The 17,628-nt window shown below is 61.5% G+C and carries 16 protein-coding genes; 9 read left to right on the top strand and 7 right to left on the bottom strand.

Annotation, left to right across the window (positions count from 1 at the left end; genetic code table 11):
* From ACK59L_RS15825 to ACK59L_RS15815, 3 genes are all read left to right on the top strand, one after another.
* Window positions 1–677: diiron oxygenase (locus tag ACK59L_RS15825; protein WP_409274624.1), on the top strand; the 677-nt coding region annotated here is incomplete at its 5' end.
* Window positions 670–1,275 (top strand): MFS transporter, encoded by a 606-nt coding sequence (locus tag ACK59L_RS15820; protein WP_409274622.1) that lies wholly within the window; start codon window positions 670–672, stop codon window positions 1,273–1,275. The genes ACK59L_RS15825 and ACK59L_RS15820, both read left to right, overlap by 8 nt.
* Complete coding sequence (locus ACK59L_RS15815; protein WP_409274620.1) at window positions 1,254–1,862, top strand: MFS transporter; 609 nt, start codon at window positions 1,254–1,256, stop codon at window positions 1,860–1,862. The genes ACK59L_RS15820 and ACK59L_RS15815 overlap by 22 nt, the downstream gene beginning before the upstream one ends.
* Window positions 1,863–2,029: 167 nt before the next feature.
* Here the strand turns inward: ACK59L_RS15815 and ACK59L_RS15810 are convergent, their stop codons facing one another.
* Complete coding sequence (locus ACK59L_RS15810; RefSeq protein ID WP_023532366.1) at window positions 2,030–2,686, bottom strand: magnesium transporter; 657 nt, start codon at window positions 2,684–2,686, stop codon at window positions 2,030–2,032.
* Window positions 2,687–3,162: 476 nt separating this feature from the next.
* Here ACK59L_RS15810 and ilvD point away from each other — a divergent pair, with 476 nt between their 5' ends.
* Complete coding sequence (gene ilvD, locus ACK59L_RS15805) at window positions 3,163–5,004, top strand: dihydroxy-acid dehydratase (protein WP_027913475.1); 1,842 nt, start codon at window positions 3,163–3,165, stop codon at window positions 5,002–5,004.
* A 93-nt stretch (window positions 5,005–5,097) separates the two neighbouring features.
* On the opposite strand, the gene ACK59L_RS15800 is transcribed toward ilvD, so the two are convergent.
* A complete protein-coding gene (locus tag ACK59L_RS15800) occupies window positions 5,098–6,153 on the bottom strand; it encodes a haloacid dehalogenase-like hydrolase (protein WP_409274617.1) in 1,056 nt (351 codons plus the stop codon).
* A gap of 241 nt (window positions 6,154–6,394) precedes the next feature.
* Here ACK59L_RS15800 and ACK59L_RS15795 point away from each other — a divergent pair, with 241 nt between their 5' ends.
* Complete coding sequence (locus ACK59L_RS15795; protein ID WP_058638147.1) at window positions 6,395–7,786, top strand: L-cystine transporter; 1,392 nt, start codon at window positions 6,395–6,397, stop codon at window positions 7,784–7,786.
* Between the two features lie 48 nt (window positions 7,787–7,834).
* Here the strand turns inward: ACK59L_RS15795 and ACK59L_RS15790 are convergent, their stop codons facing one another.
* On the bottom strand, window positions 7,835–8,350 hold the full coding sequence (locus tag ACK59L_RS15790) for a dihydrofolate reductase (protein WP_409274615.1): 516 nt from the start codon (window positions 8,348–8,350) through the stop codon (window positions 7,835–7,837).
* 54 nt (window positions 8,351–8,404) lie between these two features.
* Here ACK59L_RS15790 and ACK59L_RS15785 point away from each other — a divergent pair, with 54 nt between their 5' ends.
* Window positions 8,405–9,796 carry a DUF2868 domain-containing protein gene (locus ACK59L_RS15785; protein WP_409274613.1) on the top strand — a complete coding sequence of 464 codons (1,392 nt, stop codon included), beginning with the start codon at window positions 8,405–8,407 and terminating at the stop codon, window positions 9,794–9,796.
* Entirely contained in the window at window positions 9,789–11,153 is a 1,365-nt protein-coding gene (locus ACK59L_RS15780) for a GTPase/DUF3482 domain-containing protein (protein ID WP_167340084.1), read from the top strand. Before ACK59L_RS15785 ends, ACK59L_RS15780 begins: the two co-directional genes overlap by 8 nt.
* 21 nt (window positions 11,154–11,174) lie before the next feature.
* On the opposite strand, the gene ACK59L_RS15775 is transcribed toward ACK59L_RS15780, so the two are convergent.
* Complete coding sequence (locus ACK59L_RS15775) at window positions 11,175–13,433, bottom strand: heavy metal translocating P-type ATPase (protein WP_409274610.1); 2,259 nt, start codon at window positions 13,431–13,433, stop codon at window positions 11,175–11,177.
* Window positions 13,434–13,514: 81 nt separating this feature from the next.
* Between ACK59L_RS15775 and cadR the strand changes: the two genes are divergently transcribed.
* Complete coding sequence (cadR, locus tag ACK59L_RS15770; RefSeq protein ID WP_144964103.1) at window positions 13,515–13,958, top strand: Cd(II)/Pb(II)-responsive transcriptional regulator; 444 nt, start codon at window positions 13,515–13,517, stop codon at window positions 13,956–13,958.
* A gap of 122 nt (window positions 13,959–14,080) precedes the next feature.
* On the opposite strand, the gene ACK59L_RS15765 is transcribed toward cadR, so the two are convergent.
* Genes ACK59L_RS15765 through ACK59L_RS15755 form a run of 3 tightly spaced genes read right to left on the bottom strand, consistent with a single transcriptional unit; the run spans window position 14,081 to window position 16,708 of the window.
* Entirely contained in the window at window positions 14,081–15,052 is a 972-nt protein-coding gene (locus ACK59L_RS15765; RefSeq protein ID WP_196134731.1) for a thymidylate synthase, read from the bottom strand.
* 50 nt (window positions 15,053–15,102) lie between these two features.
* A complete protein-coding gene (gene lgt / locus ACK59L_RS15760; RefSeq protein WP_058602872.1) occupies window positions 15,103–15,909 on the bottom strand; it encodes a prolipoprotein diacylglyceryl transferase in 807 nt (268 codons plus the stop codon).
* 16 nt (window positions 15,910–15,925) lie between these two features.
* The gene (locus ACK59L_RS15755; protein WP_196121344.1) at window positions 15,926–16,708 is read right to left on the bottom strand and encodes a sulfite exporter TauE/SafE family protein; all 783 of its coding nucleotides are present in this window, start codon (window positions 16,706–16,708) and stop codon (window positions 15,926–15,928) included.
* Between the two features lie 127 nt (window positions 16,709–16,835).
* Here ACK59L_RS15755 and ACK59L_RS15750 point away from each other — a divergent pair, with 127 nt between their 5' ends.
* On the top strand, window positions 16,836–17,582 hold the full coding sequence (locus tag ACK59L_RS15750) for an NRDE family protein (RefSeq protein WP_409274607.1): 747 nt from the start codon (window positions 16,836–16,838) through the stop codon (window positions 17,580–17,582).
* Window positions 17,583–17,628 lie beyond the last annotated feature (46 nt).

Below are 17,628 nucleotides of genomic sequence, written 5' to 3'. Positions count from 1 at the left end.
TGAATGCGGCCATCGAAACCATAGCTCGTAACAAGCTAAGCGTAAGCTTTGATTCCGACATCAAAATCATGGCGCACATGATCTATACAGATGAGGGGTATCACGCCTTATTTTCGGCATCAATCGCTGACCAAATTGCTCATCATTTTGATGCACCGAGACTACCCTCAACAAGGCTGGAAGAACTAAGTTCGCTCCTGGAAGAGACGCATACTGCTCATAGGTCACTCCTTAAATTCATAATCGGTTTTGTTTCAGAAACCGTAATTGCTAATGAATTACGCAATTTGAGCAAGCACCATCTCGTGGCCACAGTAGAGCGGATGTTCAAAGATCATCTACGCGATGAGGCAAAGCATGCTCTTTATTTTTCTTATTGCTTTACATGGCTCTGGCCCAAACTCGAAGAGCGAGAGAAAGATTTCGTGGTTCGCGCACTGGCAAAGGTGATACAGATTTTTTGCTCATTTGATGAGCGATGGCTTATTGGCAGCCTCCTGCAATGTGGCCTGCCACTCAGTTCACATCCCTCTATCGTCCGGGATTGTCAACACTGGTCGAGCAATCGCTTAATACTGACTGGATCGGAGACAATCGTCGCCATAAGGAAGGCGGGAATATTAGACATCCCTGAATACAGGGATGCATTAGAAAAAGCAGGCCTTACACATGACTGAAACTGAACAAAACTCCATTCAACATTCACCCATAGCGTTAACAGGTTTTTTGTTGCTGATCACTATGCTAGGGGTCTTTCCGATTGACGTCATCTTACCCTCGTTTCAAGCTATAGCTATACATCTGGATACGGGCCCTAACAATATCGCGCTGTCGGTGGGTTATTTTGTACTGGCCATGGCCTTCTCTCAACTGGTCATCGGCCCACTGTCAGATAAACTTGGAAGGAAAAGACTGCTAATCTGGGGACTCTTGGTGGCATCGATCGGTGCATTAGGATGCATACTGACCGAACGATACGAACTGTTCGTCGTCTTCAGAGTAATCCAGGCCTTTGGGTGCGGCTGCTTTGTTCTCACACAACCGCTTGTACAGGATTTTTTTGATAAGACGCGGAGAAACGCTGCCAGGATCGTCCAGATTACCGCAAGCGGATTGTTTATCTCCGTGTCACCGTTGATTGGCAGTTGGCTGCAAAATCATTTTAGCTGGCATAGCAGCTTTATAGTGTTTATCGCCTTGCTCAATCGCTACTTGAAAAAGACGGCACTGAATCATCACACGGCCCCTCTATCGTGCAATCCTACGCCAATCTGATGCTGGATAAACTGTTCATCCGCTATGCCATCCTCGCTGCACTTGGCTTCGCCTGCCACTTCTCCTTCATCGTGGCCTCACCCTTATTGTTTATAAAAATCCTGCACTTCACGCCTTATCAGTTTTCAGTCGTATTCATTTTTTATGGCATGGCTTATATTCTAGGTGGTGTTGCCGCAACGCTCATCAATCGTCGTGTACGCTCATTAGCCCAACTCTTTATAGGTATAGGCCTAATTGCCATAGCCGGTGTCTTCATCTTCGTCTGGCATTGGATCAAACAGCCATCAACCCCGTCCCTGCTGCTTCCGATGGTGCTCAGCACAGCCGGCACATGCCTGTGTCGCTGCGCTGCAACTACCTGCGCTTTGGAGTGCCGACCGAACGAAGCGGGAGCATCCTCCGCCTTGCTGAGCGCGCTGGTGTTCGCCGTAGGCGCAATCGCCAGCGGCTTCGTAAGTCTTTTGCACGGGAATTTGCCCGTCGCGCTGGGCGCTGTTTTTCTAATTGTCGCTCTCACCGCTCTATGGCTGATAGGCACGATCCGTAGAGCAACCGACGGAAGCGCGGCCCAGATATCTCCATAAGCACGCTTAAAGACAGCGCCTAGAGAGCCTATTCCACAACGACAAGGAAGGGTGTTTTGCTTCAAGGCCCACGGCGTTGCTTTAAATGACGTGCCGCTCAACGCAACGCTGAACAGCGTTGTCGATAAGCTGAGCGGCATCAAGGACGACCTAGTCGATGGCCTTATTCAAAGCCCAAGCACCTGGGTCGCGATCCCGAAGTACACCAACACGCCTGCTGCGTCGGCAATTGAGGTGATCAGCGGCCCGCTGGCCGTGGCGGGGTCCAGCTTGAGCCGGCTCAGCAGAAACGGCAGGCTCATGCCGATCAGGCTGCCGACCAGCACGATCACCACCATGCTGCTGGCCACGATCAAGGCGATCTGCGGGCCGCCACGCAGCAGCCCAAGCGATGCCACGGCTACCGCCATGGTGCAGCCCAGCAGCAGCGCGACGCCAAATTCGCGCCCCAGCATTCGCCCCCAGTCGCTCAGCGTCACCTCGCCTGTGGCCAGGCCCCTGACCATGAGGGTTGCCGACTGGGAGCCTGCATTGCCGCCGCTGTCGACCAGCAGTGGCAGAAAGAACACCAGGGCGATATGCGCGGCAATGGTTTCTTCGAAGGCCGCGATGCCGGCCCCTGAGAACAGGTTGCCGAACACCAGCAGCACCAGCCACAGCACACGCTTGCGGTACAGCAACCCGAGGGTCGCATGCCGCAGGTCACCGATGGTGTTGGTGATGGAAGCGCCTTTGTGGAAGCTTTCGGTGGTTTGCCGCCGTTGCGTATCGAGCGCAGCGTCTACGGCACAAACAGCGGTGGTTTTATCGATAGGGTTTTGCATGAAGTTCTCCAGGCGCCGACCAGGCGCCTGCAGGCTTCAGCCTCGCAGACTCAAGCCCTCGGCAGCCCTGGCGGCGGCGCGCTCAGTGCCAGATTGCAGTTCGTGACGAACCGGTAAACTGGGAAGGTCCATTGAGGGTTATCTCGTCAAGCCGCACATACGGCGGCCGAATGATAATGGCAAGTAAGGTACAGGTCAGCCTCACACGGATCGTTTCAGACGGTTCCTACAACTTCGGGTTTCCGCCCAAAAACGCCGCCTGGGCACATCGTCATGCCTTCCCGGCGCCAGCGGTGTAGAATCGGGCTATTCATCGCCAGTCATCCCCCGGCGGGTTTATGAGCTCTGGCCAAGCACGCGGCGATCCCGCGCGGTCTTCGGCCCCATCCGTGCCAGTGGCAACCGGCCTGCGGTACAGAGGACAAGAGAAGCTCACTCCCCTTTCTGTGACCTGATTAAGCCGCCAGGAGTGTTTCATGCCTGATTATCGTTCCAAGACTTCCACCCACGGCCGCAACATGGCAGGTGCACGCGCCCTGTGGCGTGCCACCGGCATGAAGGACGAAGACTTCAAGAAGCCGATCATCGCCATCGCCAACTCCTTCACCCAGTTCGTGCCGGGCCATGTGCACCTAAAGGACCTGGGCCAGCTGGTCGCTCGCGAGATCGAGCGCGCCGGTGGCGTGGCCAAGGAATTCAACACCATCGCGGTCGATGACGGCATCGCCATGGGTCACGACGGCATGCTGTACTCGCTGCCCAGCCGTGAAATCATCGCCGACGCGGTGGAGTACATGGTCAACGCGCACTGTGCCGATGCCATCGTCTGCATCTCCAACTGCGACAAGATCACCCCCGGCATGCTGATGGCCGCCTTGCGCCTGAACATTCCGGTGATCTTCGTCTCCGGCGGCCCGATGGAAGCCGGCAAGACCAAGCTGGCCAGCCATGGCCTGGACCTGGTCGACGCCATGGTCATCGCCGCCGACAGCACGGCCTCCGATGAAAAGGTCGCCGAATACGAGCGCAGCGCCTGCCCTACCTGCGGATCGTGCTCTGGCATGTTCACCGCCAACTCGATGAACTGCCTGACCGAGGCGTTGGGCCTGGCCCTGCCGGGCAACGGCTCCACCCTGGCCACCCACTCGGACCGCGAGCAGTTGTTCCTGACGGCCGGCCGCACCATCGTCGAGCTGTGCAAGCGGTACTACGGCGAGAACGACGCATCGGTCCTGCCGCGCAGCATCGCCAACTTCAAGGCGTTCGAGAACGCCATGATGCTGGACATCGCCATGGGGGGGTCGACCAACACCATCCTGCACCTGCTGGCTGCGGCGCAGGAAGGCGAAGTGGCATTCGACCTGCGCGACATCGATCGTCTGTCGCGCAAGGTGCCGCAGCTGTGCAAGGTGGCGCCCAACATCCAGAAGTACCACATGGAGGACGTGCACCGCGCCGGCGGTATCTTCAGCATCCTGGGCTCGCTGGCCCGTGGCGGCCTGCTGCACACCGACCTGCCCACCGTGCATAGCCGCAGCATGGAAGAAGCCATCGCCAAGTGGGACATCACCCAGACCGACGACGAGGCAGTGCATACCTTCTTCAAGGCTGGCCCAGCCGGCATCCCGACCCAGACCGCGTTCAGCCAGTCGACGCGTTGGGAAACCCTGGATGACGACCGCGAGAACGGCTGTATCCGCAGCTTCGAGCACGCTTATTCACAAGAAGGTGGTTTGGCCGTGCTGTACGGCAACATCGCCCTGGACGGCTGCGTGGTGAAAACCGCCGGTGTCGACGAATCGATCCACGTGTTCGAAGGCACGGCCAAGATCTTCGAAAGCCAGGACAGCGCCGTGCGTGGCATCCTCGCCGACGAAGTGAAGGCCGGCGACATCGTGATCATCCGCTACGAAGGCCCGAAAGGTGGCCCGGGCATGCAGGAAATGCTGTATCCCACGTCGTACCTCAAGTCCAAGGGCCTGGGCAAGGCGTGCGCCCTGCTCACCGACGGCCGCTTCTCGGGAGGCACCTCGGGCCTGTCCATCGGTCATGCCTCGCCGGAAGCCGCAGCAGGCGGCGCCATCGGCCTGGTGCGCGACGGCGACAAAGTCCTGATCGATATCCCCAACCGCTCGATCAACCTGCTGGTCAGCGATGACGAGCTGGCCGAGCGCCGCGCCGAGCAGGACAAGAAGGGCTGGAAACCGGCTGAGGTACGCCCGCGCAAGGTGACGACAGCCTTGAAGGCCTACGCCCTGTTGGCGACCAGTGCCGACAAAGGTGCCGTGCGCAACAAGGCGATGCTCGAAGGGCTGTGATACCCATCCAGCATGACGAGAACCGGCGCTTCGAGCGCCGGTTTTTTATTGCCAAGACAGCGGCCTCGCGCATCCATCACGGATGCAACCTGCTCACTGAATCTGTTCAGGCGTCACGATCACCCAGTTCTTGTCCGCCGTCACCGGCAACCCTTCCTTGGCCTGGGCCGCTGCCTGCCTGGCGATCATTCCTTCGAGCTGCTCCATGTACTTGGGCTTGCGGTTTATCCACAGGTGGATCCCGCCCTTGGTGACATCCACGCCATGAAACTGCATATAGCCATCGCTGGTCGGGGTATCGCCGCCCACCAGCACGGGCTTCTTCCATTCATCGATGTAGGTCAGGATCGCCGCTTGCTTGCCCGCCATCCACGTGGCGGGCGTCCACAGGTAAGGGGTCAGTTCGAGCCCTTCGTTAGCCTTGGCATCGTAGTGCCCAGCGCTGATCTGCTTGCGTGCCGTGGTCAATTGCCCCGTGGCACGATCCTTGAGCAGCAGGCTGACCCCGATGACGTTCTGCGGCTTCACGTTGTAGCCATACTTGGGGTCAGAGGCGACCATGCGCACCAGCTCTTCGGAAGCGGCTGACACCACGTAGACTTCAATGCCGTTCTCCATCAACTTGTTGTACAGCTCGGCCTGGCCCTTGAAGACCTTGGGCGGCTGCACTTCGATGGCCTTGACCTGATCCCCGTCGTAGTAGGTGCTAGGCACAGGCTTGCCGGATGCCATGAGCGCGTCTACCTGTTCTTTCAGTTCCTTGAGGGTGAAGCCGGAAAACACTTGCGCCACCCAGGGGTAGCAGACCATGTCGTCGATCTCACACAGCCGGTAGTAGTAGCTGAACAGGCTTTCCTTGTGCTCGGCGCTGTCCTTGAAGGGGATGAGTTTCAGCGAAGGGTCCAGCTTGTCACGGCTCAGCAGCCCTCTGTTCTCCATGAATGGCAACAACGCTTCTTCAAGGTCGTAGCGGTAACTGGTGTTGTCCATGTCGAACACCGCGTAGTTACCTTTATGGGCGTTGGCGGTGATCATGCGGTCGAGCTGTGTGGCGGCTTCGGCTGGCCAGTGGTCAAGCTCGGTTGCGAAGGTTTGCCAGCTGAACAGCAGGGATAGGCCGATGGCGGCGGTTTTGAGCGCAACGTTCATGTACGAATCTCCTGAAACGACTGACAGACGCTAGTCGAGTGAGCCCTGTCGGCACCGCTCGATTGCGACCTTTACGCCCCAGTAAACGCCGTGTTCATTGCAATCCACGACGCCTCTTTATTCCATTTGCGACTATATAAATTCCATTTGGGTATAAATTCGTTTGTTTTCAGGCTGTTAGCATTTCCGCTCGCAATCGCACATAGAGGCGGCGACTCATCTTCTCGTTTCCGGATCTTCAATGAACCTGCCACTGTTGCTAAACCTGCTGGCGTTCCTGGCCTTGTTGCTGGGACTGGCGCAGACCCGCCGTACCGACTGGAGCCTGGCCAAGAAAGTGCTGCTGGGCCTGGCACTTGGCGTGGGCTTCGGCCTGGCCCTGCATACGATCTATGGCGCAGGGCACCCCGTGCTCAAGACCACCATCACCTGGCTGGACCTGGTCGGTAACGGCTACGTAGGCCTGTTACAGATGATCGTCATGCCGCTGATCTTCGCCTCCATCCTCAGCGCCGTGGCGCGTCTGCACAATGCCTCTTCCCTGGGGCGCATCAGCGTCCTGAGCATCGGCACGCTGCTGCTGACCACGGCCATCGCTGCCCTGATCGGCATCCTGCTGACCAACCTCTTTGGCCTCAGTGCCGAAGGCCTGGTGGCAGGCGCCCAGGAGAGCGCACGCATGCAGGTGATCCACAGCGACTATGCAGGCAAGGTCGCCGACCTCAACATCCCGCAACTGCTGCTTTCGTTCATCCCCAGCAATCCGGTTGGCGACCTGGCGCGGGCCAAGCCGACATCGATCATCAGCGTGGTCATCTTTGCCGTCTTCGTCGGCCTGGCCGCCTTGCAGTTGATCAGGGACGACGCCGAAAAGGGTCAGCGTGCACTCTCGGCCATCGATACCCTGCAAGCCTGGGTGATGCGCCTGGTGCGCGTGGTCATGAAGCTCACGCCTTACGGCGTGCTGGCATTGATGACCAAGGTGGTGGCCAGCTCGAACATGGAAGACATCCTCAAGTTAGGCAGCTTCGTAGTGGTGTCCTACCTGGGCCTGGCGCTGATGTTCGTGGTCCACGCCATCATCCTGGCGGCGATCGGGGTCAGCCCGCTGCGCTTCTTCCGCAAGGTATGGCCCGTTCTGACCTTCGCCTTCACCAGCCGTTCGAGCGCTGCCAGCATCCCGCTGAACATCGAGGCCCAGACGCGTCGCCTGGGCGTGCCGCAGTCTATCGCCAGCTTCAGCGCCTCATTCGGGACCACCATCGGTCAGAATGGCTGTGCCGGGCTTTACCCTGCCATGTTGGCGGTGATGGTCGCGCCAGCGGTTGGCATCGACACCTTCGATCCGCTGTGGATCGCCACGTTGGTGGCCATCGTCACGCTCAGTTCGGCCGGTGTGGCCGGGGTTGGCGGCGGCGCTACCTTCGCCGCGCTGATCGTGCTGCCGGCCATGGGCTTGCCGGTGGAGCTGGTAGCCCTGCTGATTTCGGTGGAGCCGCTGATCGACATGGGCCGTACGGCGTTGAACGTGAACGGTTCGATGACGGCTGGCGTGGTAACCAGCCAGCTGCTCAAGGAAACCGACAAGCAGGTACTGGCCGATGATGAACACGCAGCATTGAGCCATACCTGAGTTCACCGGGGGGCCGCACAGCGCGGCCCTTTCCTCGCGCAACAGGCGTCAGGCCTTGTCCCACACCTCGAAGTGATACAACGGCTTACCTTCCTCAGCCTGCGCCTGACTGGACAGCAGCGTCCACTGCTTGCGATCGAAATCCGGGAACCAGGCATCGCCCTTGGGCGACAGCTCGACCCGCGTCACGTACATCCGGCTGACGAGTCCTTGCTCCAGCGCCTGCCCGTAGAGCTGCGCACCACCGATCAGCATCAGCTCGTCGACACCTTGCTCGCGCGCCCACTGATCAGCCCGCACCAGCGCGTCTTCCAGCGAAGCGAAAACTTCGGCACCGGACAGTTCCAGCCCGGGCTGCCGGCTGACCACGATATTCAACCGCCCAGGCAGCGGCCGCCCCAGCGAGTCCCAGGTCTTGCGGCCCATGATGATGGGCTTGCCCAAGGTGGTGGCCTTGAAATACTTGAAGTCCCCCGGCAAATGCCAGGGCATGGAATTATCGATGCCTATCACGTGGTTTTCGGCGCAGGCCACGATCAGGCTTAAGGGCAGTAATGTCTTCATGCCGGCGAGAATAGCACCGCGCGGGTGAGTTATGCTGCTGCCACGACCTGTGCAATGGAACACCCTGTGACTGCACCTTCTTTGCTGGACAAGCGCTGGCTCACCGAGGCGATACGCCTGCGCGAAGAACATGCCGGCCCTCTCGAGGACCAGGAAGCCAACCGCCGTGCCCGCCAGCAAGGCGGCAGCCTGGCCCTGCGCATCGAGACCCGCGCGCTGCTGCTGGCCGAACGCGACGGCTTGACCGCCGCGTTGCGCCGTTGGAAGCAAGGGGCACGCCTGGCGCTGGTGGCGATGGTGTTGATGGCCGTGCTCAGTGGCGGCGGCCTGGCGTTGGCCGCACTGGGTGACGGGCAGCGACCGGTAAATGTGTTCTGGGCGCTGGGCAGCCTGCTGGGGCTGAACCTGGTCATGTTGCTGGGCTGGTTGATCGGCTTGTTCCTGAGCGGTGAGCACGGCGCGCTGCTGGGGCGGCTTTGGCTGTGGTTGAGCGAACGCTTTGCCCGCGACGCCCGTGCCGCCCACCTGGCGCCGGCCCTGCTGGTGCTGCTGCAACGCCAACGCCTGGGCCGTTGGTTGCTGGGTTTGCTGGTCCACAGCCTGTGGCTGGTGGCCATGCTGAGCGCGGTGGGTGTGCTGCTGACATTGCTGGCCACCCGGCGCTATGGCTTCGTCTGGGAAACCACGTTGCTGGCGGCCGAACCCTTCATCGCCATGACCCAGGCCCTGGGCGCCCTGCCCGCGCTGCTGGGCTTTGCGGTACCTGACCCGGCCATGATCCGGGCCAGCGGTGACACCGCACCGGCCCTGGCCATGACGCGCCAGGCATGGGCCAGCTGGCTGCTGGGCGTGGTGGTGGTCTATGGCGTGCTGCCGCGTCTGCTCCTGGCTGGCGTATGCCTGTGGCGCTGGCGGCAAGGGCGCCAACGCCTGGCGCTGGACACGGACCTGCCAGGCTACATGCCGCTGCGCGACAGGCTGATGCCCAACAGCGAGCGCCTGGGCGTGCAGGACGATGCGCCCGACACACTGCCGCAATTCAAGGCCCAGCCGTCACTCATTGAAAATGCCGGCGCACTGCTGGTCGGCGTCGAGCTGGATGATCAGCGCCCCTGGCCGCCGTCATTGCCCGCCAATGTCGCCGATGCCGGTGTGCTGGACAGCCGGGAGTCGCGACATCGTCTGCTTGAGCAACTGGGGCGTTTTCCACCCGCGCGCCTGACCATTGCCCTCGACCCTGAGCGCTCGCCGGACCGCGGTAGCCTGGCCTTGCTAGCCGAGCTGGCGCGCAATGCAGGCAGTACGCGTATCTGGCTGTTGCCTACTGTCGCTGACCAGCTGCGCGACGAACGGCGCCTGAATGACTGGCGTGAAGCCCTGGATCGCCTGGGGCTCCCTCATGCCGATACGTTACCCCTGGCCTGGTTGGAGCACGGTCATGACTGAGCCCTTGAAGCTGGCCGTGGTAGGCCACACCAACGTGGGCAAGACCTCGCTGTTACGCACCCTTACGCGTGACGTCGGTTTCGGGGAGGTCTCGCATCGCCCCAGCACCACACGCCATGTGGAAGGGGCTCGCTTGTCCGTGGACGGGGAGCCTCTGCTGGAGCTCTACGACACACCGGGCCTGGAAGACGCCATCGCCCTGCTCGACTACCTCGAACGCCTCGAACGCCCTGGCGAGCGCCTGGATGGCCCGGCGCGGCTGGAGCGCTTTCTGCAGGGCAGCGAGGCGCGCCAGCGCTTCGAGCAGGAGGCCAAGGTGCTGCGCCAGCTGCTGGCAAGCGATGCCGGGCTCTATGTCATCGACGCCCGCGAGCCGGTGCTGGCCAAGTACCGTGACGAACTCGACGTGCTGGCCAGCTGTGGCAAGCCACTTCTGCCGGTGCTCAACTTTGTCTCCAGCCCCCAGCATCGCGAACCGCAGTGGCGTGAAGCCCTCGCCCGGCTTGGGCTTCATGCATTAGTGAGATTCGACACCGTAGCCCCACCAGAAGATGGCGAGCGCCGCCTGTATGAGAGCCTCGCCCTGCTGCTGGAAGATGCACGCCCTAGCTTGCAGCGCCTGATCGACGATCAGCAGGCCCAACGGGTGGCCCGCCAGCAAGGTGGCAAACGCCTGATCGCCGAATTGCTGCTGGACTGCGCCGCCTGTCGTCGCAGCGTGGAAGGTGAACCTTCTGCCCAGGCACAGGCCATCGAGGCGCTCCACCAGGCCGTGCGCCAGCGTGAACAGCGCTGCGTGGAGGCTCTGCTCAAGCTCTATGCGTTCCGGCGCGACGACGCGCATGCCAGCGACCTGCCGTTGCTGGACGGGCGCTGGGGGGACGATCTGTTCAATCCTGAAACCCTGAAGCAGCTTGGAGTGCGTGTAGGCGGCGGTGTAGCGGCAGGCGCGGCGGCCGGGGCCGGCGTGGACCTGCTGGCAGGTGGGCTTACCCTGGGCGTCGCCGCCTTGGCCGGGGCCATCGCCGGCGGCGCCCTGCAGACGGCACGCGGCTATGGCGCGCGCCTGATGGGCAAGCTCAAGGGCAAACGCGAGCTGACCGTCGACGATACCGTCCTGCGCTTGCTGGCCTTGCGTCAGCAACAGCTGATGGTGGCACTGGACCACCGTGGGCACGCCGCTCAGGACAGTATTCGCCTGGGCCCCTTGGATGAAAAGACCTGGCGTCAGGGCAAGCTGCCCGAACCGCTGGTGCGGGCTCGCGCGCACCCGCAATGGTCCACGCTCAACCCAGGTGCTAAACCGAACCAGGCCCAGCGTCAGGAGCAGCTCGAAGCGCTGGTACAGCAGCTCTAGGCCTGGCCTTTCAGGCGGTGGTCACTTGCGCAACAAGCGCAAGCCGTTGAACACCACCAGCAGGCTCACGCCCATATCGGCGAATACGGCCATCCACATGGTGGCCAGCCCGGCGAAGGTAATGCCCAGGAAAATCGCCTTGATCGCCAAGGCCAGCACGATATTTTGCTTGAGGATCGCTGCGGTGTGCCGCGACAGCCTGATGAACGCAGGGATCTTGCGCAGGTCATCGTCCATCAGCGCCACATCGGCCGTTTCGATGGCAGTGTCGGTGCCAGCCGCCGCCATGGCGAAGCCGATTTCGGCCCGGGCCAGCGCCGGCGCGTCGTTGATGCCGTCCCCGACCATGCCGACGCGATGACCTTGGTCGTACAGCGCCTGGATGCTACTGAGCTTGTCGGCTGGCAGAAGGTTACCTTCGGCCCGATCGATGCCTACCGTACGCGCGATGGCCGCGGCGGTGTGCGGGTTGTCACCGGTCAGCATGGCTGTCTGGATGCCCAGTGCATGAAGCTCGGCAATGGCTTGCCGGCTGCTTTGCTTGACGGTATCGGCCACCGCAAACAATGCCAGGGGGCCTGATGCGTTGAGCAGCAACACCACCGTCTTGCCCTGCTGTTCCAAGGCATCGAGCTGGGTTTCCAGTTCGGGTGAACACAGCCCCAGCTCCTCGACCAGGCGATGGTTGCCCAAGTGCAACACCTCACCCTCGATGGTGCCACGCACGCCACGGCCCGCGAGCGCGGTGAAATCCCGGACCTCACTGTGGGGCAGGTCGTTGTCCTGGCCGAACTGGGCTATCGCCCGCGACACGGGGTGATCGGAGCGTGCACCCAAGCTCGATGCCAGGGCCTGCGCACGATGCTCGAACGCCGGTTGCAGGGCCTTGAAGTCTGTCTGGACCGGCTTGCCGTGGGTGATCGTGCCGGTCTTGTCCAGGGCCAGGAAGTCCAGGTGGCGCCCGCCTTCGAGGTACACCCCGCCCTTGATCAGGATGCCTTTGCGCGCCGCAGCCGCCAGGCCACTGACGATGGTGACGGGGGTCGAGATCACCAGTGCACAGGGGCATGCCACTACCAGCAGCACAAGCGCACGATACACCCAGTCGAACCAGGTGCCGTTCAGCAGAAGCGGCGGGACGATCGCCACGGCCAGCGCAAGGGCCAGCACCGCCGGCGTATAGATCCGCGAAAACCGGTCGACGAAGCGCTGGGTTGGCGCCCGCGCCCCTTGCGCCTGCTCGACAGCCTTGATGATGCGAGCCAGTGTGGACTGACCGGCCACGGCGGTGGCTTTGATTTCCAGGGCACCTGCCTGGTTGATGGTGCCGGCGAAGACCTTGTCGCCCAGGCCCTTCTCCACCGGCAGGCTTTCACCGGTGATCGGGGACTGATCGACGCTGGACTGCCCGCTGATCACCTGGCCATCGAGCCCGATACGCTCGCCTGGCCGTACGCGCATCGTCGCGCCGACAACGACTTCACGTACGTCCATTTCGCGCCATTGGCCGTCGGCCTGTTGCACGGTCGCCATGTCCGGCGCCAACTGCATGAGCCCGCCAATGGCATTGCGTGCACGGTCCAGCGAGCGGGCTTCGATCAGTTCGGCCACGGTAAAGAGCACCATCACCATGGCTGCTTCCGGCCATTGGCCGATCAGCAACGCACCGGTGACCGCGATGCTCATGAGGGCGTTGATGTTGAGGTTTCGGTTTTTTAGCGCAATCCAGCCCTTCTTGTAGGTACCCAGACCACAACCCAGGATCGCCGCCAGTGCCAGCGCGGCCACCAGCCATTGCGGCGCGAGCTGGGCGAAGTGCACGATTTCGGCGCCCAGTGCTGCCAGACCAGACAGCGCCAGCGGCCACCAACCCTGCTGGCGCGGCGGCGCTGGCACGGTAGCGCTGTCCGCATCACCCACGAGCGGCTCGGCTTTCATCCCCAGGCTGTCGATGGCCCGTTCGATGTCGGACGTGCCATCGAGCGTGTGCCTGACCCCCAGGATGCGACTGATGAGGTTGAATTCCAGCGCCTCGATGCCAGCCATCTTGCCCAGTTTGTCCTGGATCAGCGTCTGCTCGGTCGGACAATCCATGGCATCGATACGGAAAAGGCTGAGCTGGGCCTGCTCGCTGGGACTGGACGTCAACTGCACGTGGGCAGGCGCGGCCTGCGTGCTGCAACAGGTATGACCCTGATCGCCATGGCGCACGTCGTCAAGGGCATGGTCATGATTGTGCTCATGATGATGCGTGTGTTCAGGGCTGACAGACTTGTTCATGGGTCATCCTTAATTGAGTCTGTTGCCAAGTGAACACCCTGTAGCCACTATAGGGTCAAGCGGATGCCAGGAGTTTTCAACATGAAGATCGGCGACCTTGCCAAGGCGACGGACTGCGCTGTGGAGACCATTCGTTATTACGAACGCGAAAAGCTCCTGCCTGAGCCTGCGCGCAGCGAGGGCAATTACCGGATGTATACGCAAGCGCATGTCGAGCGCCTGACATTCATACGCAACTGCCGCACGCTGGACATGACGCTCGATGAAATCCGCAGCCTGCTGCAGCTGCGTGACAGCCCTCAGGCCTCGTGCGGCAGCGTGAATGCCTTGATCGACGAGCATATCGAGCACGTCCAGGCCCGGCTCGATGGGTTGGTGGCATTACAGGCGCAACTGATGGATTTGCGAAGACGGTGTAACGAGGAAGGCGCGCAATGCGCCATTCTGCAGCAGCTGGAAACCAACGGCGCTGTGACGGTGCCGGATATCGAGCATTCACATGTTGGGCGTAGCCATGGGCATTAGTGGGCGTGACTAGCCTGCCGGAACAATTGTCTTGCACCGCACCTGAGGGCTAGCGGATTTTGGGTAGGAGCGGCCCGGCTAGGCCGCTCCGAGGTCGTGCACCGGGGGTATGAAGGGATCCCTCAGACCGCCATCGGCGCCGTCATCGGGGCATGATGCTCATACCCTTCGAGCCAGAAATCACTTGGCTCGATCTGCTCAAGCCACTGCGGCTCGTACTTGCCTGTCTCGGCGAACGCCGGGACCCGATCGCTAATCACCAGTTTTGGCGCTTCCAGCGGCTCGCGCTTGAGCTGCTCGTTGAGCATGTCCAGGTGATTCTCGTACACATGGGCGTCGCCGATGAAATAGGTGAACCAGCGCGGCGTGTAGCCGGTCAGCCGGCCGAACAGCGCCAGCAATGCCGCTCCTTCGGTGAGGTTGAATGGTGTACCCAGGCCAAGGTCGTTGGAGCGGATGTAAAGCGTCAGTGAAAGCTCGCGCGTTTCCACGTTGGGGTGGAACTGGTAGAGCAAGTGACAAGGCGGCAGGGCCATTTCGTCCAACTGGGCGCAGTTCCAGCCGTGGAACAGGATGCGCCGGCTGCCAGGATCGTTGGCGATGGTGTCCAGGCACTGGCGGACCTGATCGATGGCCTTGTACAGGATGACAAACGCCACGCCATCCTCTTCATCCTGGGCAATCTGCCGAAAGCCGGCCTTTTCCGCCATCTCGATCGCGGCCTGATTGCTCAGGGCGATGCGCTTGTAGCCCGGCCATTGCCGCCACTGTACCCCGTAGATCTCGCCGAGGTCGTCATGGCCCTGGCGGAACGGGTTGGCCAACCACTGGGCATTTTCGTTGGCGTTCTGGTCCCAGACCTTGCAACCCAACTCACGGAATTGGCCGGCGTTGCGAACCCCGCGCAGGAAGCCCACCATTTCGCCGATGGCCGACTTGAACGCCAGCTTGCGCGTGGTGATAGCGGGGAAGCCCTTCTGCAGGTCGAAGCGCAGCATCGCCCCTGGCAGGCTGATGGTGCGGATGCCGGTACGGTTTTCCTGCAACGTGCCGTTTTCGATAACGTCGCGGACCAGGTCCAGATACTGTTTCATGGCTTACCTGTAGCTAGACGGCAGGGGGATCGCCCCTGCCGGGAGAGTGATCAGGCGGGTGTCGCCGTAGGCTTGCGATTATAAGCCCACCAGATGAGCCCAAGGCCAGCCACGATCATGGGGATGCACAGAATCTGACCCATGGTCAGCCATCCCCACGCCAGGTAACCGAGCTGGGCATCCGGCACCCGCACGAACTCGACGATGAAACGGAAAATACCGTAGAACAACGCGAACATTCCGGAAACTGCCATGGTTGGCCGGGGTTTGCGCGAGTACAGCCAGAGAATCACGAACAGTGCCACGCCTTCGAGGGCGAACTGATACAGCTGCGAAGGGTGGCGCGGCAACTGCGCCGGGTCGCTGAACGGCGGGAAGATCATCGCCCATGGCACATCGGTCGGTTTGCCCCACAGCTCGGCATTGATGAAATTGCCGATACGCCCGGCACCCAGGCCGATTGGCACCAGCGGGGCGACGAAGTCCATGAGTTCGAAGAACGACTTGTTGTTGCGCTTGCCGAACCACAGTGCAGCCAGCATCACGCCAATGAAACCGCCGTGGAACGACATGCCGCCTTTCCAGACCTCGAAGATCAACGTCGGGTTGGCTAGGTACGCGTGCAGGTCGTAGAACAGCACATAGCCCAAACGTCCCCCTACGATCACGCCCATCGACAGCCAGAAGACCAGGTCGGAAAGCTTTTCGCGGCTCCAGGTAGGGTCGAACCGGTTGAGGCGGCGGGTAGCCAGCAACCAGGCCCCGCCAATGCCGATCAGGTACATCAGGCCATACCAATGGATTTTCAGCGGTCCGATGGCCAGTGCCACGGGGTCTATCTGCGGGTAAGGCAGCATTTAACATCCTCTCGATTCAAATCAGAAAGCTCAGGCCTACACAGAACAACAGGGCCGCAAACAGGCGCTTCAACAGGCGCGGTGACAGTCTGTGAGCCAGCCGCGCCCCGTAACGTGCGAAAAACATGCTGGTCACGGCGATGCCGACCATCGCCGGCAGGTAGATGTAACCGACGCTGTGCGGCGGCAGCTGGGGTTCATGCCAGCCCAGCACCATGAAACCCGCTGCACTGGCGATCGCAATGGGCAGGCCACACGCTGACGACGTCGCCACGGCCTGCTGCATGGGCAGGCTGCGCCAGGTCAGGAAGGGTACAGTCAGCGAGCCGCCACCGATGCCGAAAATGGCCGACGCCCAGCCGATCACGCCACCCGCTGCCACCCGTGCAGCCTTGCCGGGCACACCGCGGCTGGCCTTGGGCTTGAGGTCCAGTGCCATCTGCGCGGCAATCACCAAGGCGAAGACGCCAATGATCTTCTGCAGCATGGGCCCCTGGATCAGCGACGCCGTCTTGGCCCCGACAGCAGCACCCAGCAGGATCCCCAAGGTCATCCAGGCAAAGATCGGCCATTGCACCGCGCCTTTGCGGTGATGCTCGAGCACGGCGTTGATGGAGGTGAAGACGATGGATGCCAGGGATGTGCCTACCGCAAGGTGCGTCAACACCGAAGCGTCAAAGCCCTGCAACGTGAAGCTGAACACGAGCACAGGCACGATGATGATGCCCCCGCCCACGCCGAACAGGCCGGCCAGCACCCCCGCACATGCACCTAATACCAGATAGAGCACGAATTCCATTCGGCTTCCCCGAGAAATCAATCCGGCATGGTAACGGAAGCTGGGTTCGCGGCTCTAGTGAAGTCTGTGTCAGGTTGGATCTGTCCCGCTGCCTGGGTACAGTGTAAGAAAACACAGGACCCGAAGAATGTGCCTGATCGTATTGGCGTGGCGGCCAGGGCATGCCCTGCCCCTGATCGTGGCGGCCAACCGTGATGAGTTCTACGCCCGCCCTACCCTGGCGTTGGCACCGTGGGAAGAGGCGCCGCAGGTGTACGCCGGTAGGGACCTGGAGGCTGGCGGGACTTGGCTGGGGATCGGCCCGCAGGGACGTTTCGCCGCGTTGACCAATATCCGCGACCCCAGGCAGGCACTGGGATCGCGTTCGCGTGGCGAATTGGTGGCCGCTTTTCTGAAGGGAGAGCAAACCGTGGAGGCGTATCTGGCTCAGGTGGCCAGCCGAGCCGACCAGTATTCAGGGTTCAACCTGCTCATCGGCGATGACCATGCCCTGGGGTACGTCAACGCCAGGGAAGCAGCGCCACGCCTGCTTGAGGCAGGGGTGTACGGGCTTTCCAATGCGCAGCTTGATACCCCATGGCCGAAACTGGTCAAGGCGCGCAGCCGCCTGGAGGGGTTATTGGAAAAACCCGATCCAGAGCAACTGCTGGCACTGTTGGCCGATGACGAGCCTGTAGCCGACGCCCAGTTGCCGGAAACAGGCGTTGGCCTGGCAACCGAAAAACTGTTGTCGAGCGCGTTCATCGCCAGTCAGAACTACGGCACACGCGCCAGTACCGTGCTGATCGTCGATGATCGAGGACAAAGGCAGTTCATCGAACGCAGCTTCGGCCCGTTCGGGTCCCTTGTCGGGGAGGTGAAACGCGTGGTTTGATCACCCAGGCCAGCCTTGTGCGCAGGTCAACTGCCAAGGCGCCAGC

It is taken from the genome of Pseudomonas sp. KCJK9111 (assembly GCF_046231935.1).
Classification (GTDB): Bacteria; Pseudomonadota; Gammaproteobacteria; order Pseudomonadales; family Pseudomonadaceae; genus Aquipseudomonas; species Aquipseudomonas parafulva_B.
The sequence above is the reverse complement of the archived record's forward strand: the minus strand, read 5'-3'. Positions and strand labels throughout refer to the sequence as shown.

Bases quoted from the DNA above. Each gene is read 5' to 3' on its own strand.
- ACK59L_RS15820 (WP_409274622.1), top strand. From the start codon at position 670: ATGACTGAAACTGAACAAAACTCCATTCAACATTCACCCATAGCGTTA.
- ACK59L_RS15810 (WP_023532366.1), bottom strand. From the start codon at position 2,686: ATGCAAAACCCTATCGATAAAACCACCGCTGTTTGTGCCGTAGACGCT.
- ilvD (WP_027913475.1), top strand. From the start codon at position 3,163: ATGCCTGATTATCGTTCCAAGACTTCCACCCACGGCCGCAACATGGCA.
- ACK59L_RS15800 (WP_409274617.1), bottom strand. From the start codon at position 6,153: ATGAACGTTGCGCTCAAAACCGCCGCCATCGGCCTATCCCTGCTGTTC.
- ACK59L_RS15795 (WP_058638147.1), top strand. From the start codon at position 6,395: ATGAACCTGCCACTGTTGCTAAACCTGCTGGCGTTCCTGGCCTTGTTG.
- ACK59L_RS15790 (WP_409274615.1), bottom strand. From the start codon at position 8,350: ATGAAGACATTACTGCCCTTAAGCCTGATCGTGGCCTGCGCCGAAAAC.
- ACK59L_RS15785 (WP_409274613.1), top strand. From the start codon at position 8,405: ATGGAACACCCTGTGACTGCACCTTCTTTGCTGGACAAGCGCTGGCTC.
- ACK59L_RS15780 (WP_167340084.1), top strand. From the start codon at position 9,789: ATGACTGAGCCCTTGAAGCTGGCCGTGGTAGGCCACACCAACGTGGGC.
- ACK59L_RS15775 (WP_409274610.1), bottom strand. From the start codon at position 13,433: ATGAACAAGTCTGTCAGCCCTGAACACACGCATCATCATGAGCACAAT.
- cadR (WP_144964103.1), top strand. From the start codon at position 13,515: ATGAAGATCGGCGACCTTGCCAAGGCGACGGACTGCGCTGTGGAGACC.
- ACK59L_RS15765 (WP_196134731.1), bottom strand. From the start codon at position 15,052: ATGAAACAGTATCTGGACCTGGTCCGCGACGTTATCGAAAACGGCACG.
- lgt (WP_058602872.1), bottom strand. From the start codon at position 15,909: ATGCTGCCTTACCCGCAGATAGACCCCGTGGCACTGGCCATCGGACCG.
- ACK59L_RS15755 (WP_196121344.1), bottom strand. From the start codon at position 16,708: ATGGAATTCGTGCTCTATCTGGTATTAGGTGCATGTGCGGGGGTGCTG.
- ACK59L_RS15750 (WP_409274607.1), top strand. From the start codon at position 16,836: ATGTGCCTGATCGTATTGGCGTGGCGGCCAGGGCATGCCCTGCCCCTG.